The sequence below is a fragment of the Aeromonas sp. QDB39 genome, from assembly GCF_027707585.1.
Taxonomy (GTDB): domain Bacteria; phylum Pseudomonadota; class Gammaproteobacteria; order Enterobacterales; family Aeromonadaceae; genus Aeromonas; species Aeromonas hydrophila.
This window is the reverse complement of sequence record NZ_JAPCIV010000088.1, coordinates 1-3,566: the sequence shown is the minus strand read 5'-3', so window position 1 is coordinate 3,566 and position 3,566 is coordinate 1. Positions and strand designations below refer to the sequence as shown.

General features: G+C 59.6%; 3 protein-coding genes and 1 pseudogene. All 4 read left to right on the top strand.

Annotation, left to right across the window (positions count from 1 at the left end; all coding sequences use genetic code 11):
* Positions 1-541 (top strand): annotated as a pseudogene (locus tag PG899_RS23755) (hypothetical protein); the annotation flags it as partial.
* Positions 542-648: 107 nt separating this feature from the next.
* Entirely contained in the window at positions 649-1,341 is a 693-nt protein-coding gene (gene mtnN / locus PG899_RS23750; RefSeq protein WP_024946103.1) for a 5'-methylthioadenosine/S-adenosylhomocysteine nucleosidase, read from the top strand.
* Entirely contained in the window at positions 1,338-2,288 is a 951-nt protein-coding gene (locus PG899_RS23745) for a cobalamin biosynthesis protein (protein ID WP_024946102.1), read from the top strand. Before mtnN ends, PG899_RS23745 begins: the two co-directional genes overlap by 4 nt.
* A complete protein-coding gene (locus tag PG899_RS23740; protein WP_024946101.1) occupies positions 2,281-3,108 on the top strand; it encodes a cobalamin-binding protein in 828 nt (275 codons plus the stop codon). Before PG899_RS23745 ends, PG899_RS23740 begins: the two co-directional genes overlap by 8 nt.
* Positions 3,109-3,566 lie beyond the last annotated feature (458 nt).

Sequence of the window (3,566 nt, the reverse complement as noted above, 5' to 3'; positions counted from 1 at the left end):
GTATAGACAGTGGCAGGCCCTTTTCCAGATTTACTTATGTGTGTGGGTTGCTTTTCCTACACCGCTACCTAAGGGTAGCAACCACTTCCTCTATCTGCAGCCCCCCATCTTCACCGTGCGCTACCACCTCGCGGTGCGCAGCGATGATCCGGTCGAGATCCGCCAGTGGAACGACGTCAGGGCTCTTGGCGAAGAGGGCATCATCCTCATCAATCACGGCAGCGGCGCCATCGAACGACTGCAGGCCCTGCAGGGACTCGTCATCGACAGCGGCGGGATCAGCAGTGCTGCCAATTATGACAAGCTGCTGATGAAACGAGGGCGCTTCGTCTATTACCGCTCACCCGGCTTCGAGGCCGACCTGCTGCGCCACCACCTGAGCGGCCAAATTCGCATCCTCCCCACCGCCATGGAGACCATTCCCTTCTACATCCTGTTTTACCAGCGCACCTCCCCTGCCCGGCTGGCCCTGTTCGCCAATGCCCTGCAACGGCTGGCAGACAGCGGCGAGCTGGCTAACCTCGCCAAGCGCTACCCTTAAGCGCCCCTTCACATCGCGCAGTATCGGAATGCTCGGCGCCATCGCCAACTTTTGTTATGATCCACAACAACTTATTCGGCCGCATGGCCATCAAGACGAGGTGAGTGATGAAAGTAGGTATTATCGGCGCCATGGAACAGGAAGTGGCCCTGCTGCGCAGCCAGATGAGCAACCCGACCACCCTGCAACTGGGCGGCTGCGAGTTCTATCAGGGCACCCTGGCAGGCAAAGAGGTGATCCTGACCCGCTCCGGCATCGGTAAAGTCGCCGCCAGCGTCGCCACCAGCCTGCTGTTGGAAAAATTCGCCCCCGACTACGTCATCAATACCGGTTCTGCCGGCGGCTTTGCCCAGGACCTGCACATAGGTGACGTGGTGATCGCCAGCGAGATGCGCTTCCACGATGTGGATGTCACCGCTTTTGGCTACGAGATGGGCCAGATGGCGCAGCAACCGGCCGCCTTCCCCTGCGACGAAACGCTCATCGCTGTCGCCCAAGATTGCATCGCCGAGCAAGGCAAGCATCAGACCAAGGTTGGCCTCATCTGCACCGGCGATCAGTTCATGTGCAAGCCCGACGCCATCGCCAAGGCTCGCGCCGATTTCCCGCAGATGCTGGCGGTCGAGATGGAAGGCGCCGCCATCGGTCAGGTGTGCCACATGTTCAAGGTGCCCTATCTGGTGGTGCGTGCCATGTCCGACATCGCCGGCAAGGAACAGGTCGAATCCTTCGATGCCTTCATCGAGGTGGCCGGCAAGCACTCCGCAGAGGTGATCATCAAGATGCTCGGCAAGCTGTGATCCCACTCACCACGCTGGAACAGATGGCCGCCACTCCGGCGGCCATTTTGCTCGGGGCCGCGCTGCTGGAGGCCATCGTGCCCTGGCCGGCCCACTATCGGCTCTCCGCCGTCGTGCCCCTGCTGACCCGGCTGGGTCACAAGGTGTGTCGCCCCGATGGCGCCCCCGGTCAGCAATTGCAGGCCGGTCTGCTGGCCATGCTGATTGTCTGGCTGCCGTGCGCCGCCGGACTCTGGGCGGTTCGCAATCTTTCGCTCTCGGAGCAGCTGTTCGATCTGCTGTTTCTGCTGCTGATGCTGGAATCGCGTCCGCTGCGGGAGCTGGCCCGTGCCACTCGCGCACTGACAGACCAGGATACCTTGGTGGTGGCCAGGTTGCAGGCCGCCCCCTGGCTCAGACGAGATACCGGTAAACTCTCCCTGATGGGGCTTGCCAAGGCGGTCAGTGAAAGCTGCGCCCTGCGCCTGGTCGGGCAGTGGGCCGGCCCGCTGCTGGGGTTCGCCCTGGCGGGGGTGCAGGGGGCCCTGTTGTGGCGCCTCGCCCAGCTGATGAACCAGGGCTGGAGCCCGAAACTGCCAGCCTTTGCCCACTTTGGCCGGGCCGCCGCCGTGCTCTACCAGGCCCTGTGTACCCCTGCCATCTTGTTGCTGGCGCTGCCCTTGTGCCTGACCCAGCTGCGCAAGCTGGCCAGCCGATTGCGTACAGCCATGCTCTGGCCCTACCCCGCCATGGGAATACTGCTGGCGCTGCTCTCCGGCTCGCTGGGCTGCAAGCTCGGTGGCCCCCGTTACTATCAGGGCAGCTTGATCCGTTTTCCCGTGTTTGACGCCGCCGCCGAGCCGGATGTCGGTACAGCCCTGCGTCTGCTAAACCGCCTGCAACAAGCCGGTTGGGGCTGGCTGGCGCTGGCATTGCTGCTCACTGTGCTGGAGCACCTGCATGGCTAGATGGCTCACCCTGCTCTGCCTGTTGTGCATGTCGCCCGCCCTGCTGGCCGGGACGCCTGCACGCATCGTCAGCCTCACTCCTCATCTGACCGAACTGCTGTTTGCCATCGGTGCCGGTGATCGCATCGTGGCCACCGACGATGCCTCCGATTATCCGCCCGAGGTCAAACGCCTGCCCCAGGTGGCCAATTACCGCAGCATCAATCTGGAAGCCCTGCTGGCCCAAAAGCCCGATTTGATCGTCGCCTGGCGCTCCGCCCAATCCCGTATGCTGGCCCCCGTCGAGCAGCTGGGGATCCCGGTGTTCTATTCAGAACCGACCGACTTTGCCTCCCTCGCCACCGAAATGCGGGCCTTGGGAAAAACATTGGGGGTGGAAAAAACCGCCAATGCCGAGGCCGACGCCTATCTCGACCGCCTAGCCAACCTTGGGCAGCGCTACGGCAAACCCAAGCATATCAAGGTGTTCTACCAGCTCTGGTATCCACCGCTGACCAGCGTCAGCGGCAACGCCTGGCCCGCCCAGGCCATCGAGTTGTGTGGCGGGGATAACCTGATGGCGGATGCCCCCACTCCCTATCCCCAGGTCAGCCTGGAGCAGGTGATCAAGGCCAATCCGGCGTTGATCCTGGCAGGGAGTCAAGACGCTGACGCCCTGCGCCACTGGCAACAGTGGCCCATGGTGGATGCCGTTCGCCATCAGCGTCTGCAACTCATCAACTCGGATGAGCTGCACCGTTTCACCCCAAGAGCACTCAATGCGGTGGAGCAGATATGTCAAGCAATCCAGACCTGCATGCAAACTCGCGATTCTTCCTGATAGCTAACTCTGATTAGGACATAACGATTTGCCGGCTTGAGACCCCTATCATTCACACTGTTTTGTGAAAAACAGTCAACATTATTCCAAAATGCGGGTATTCTTCTTGTTGGAATATAATGAATCTACTGTTTGTATGACTAGATGCCACAATAAAATGTTACTATTCACAGGCAGTACCAGCTCGTTTGGACAAACATTGGTCAAAACAGCACAGAAACTTTATAAACATAAACGGAAATAACCATTATTCAATCTCGTGACGAACTGAAGTCGCTCGAAGTAACGCGGAATCCCAACAACTCCTCAATGTATTTTATTGGTGATCTAAGAGGTAATAGCCGGCTCACCAAGTCAATGTGTTGCATCTATTATGTGGTCCAGCGCGAATTCAACTTCGAAGTGCAATTCCCGATTAAAAATCAGGCTGCTTTCAGAAGTTCGTCAAAAACCACCTG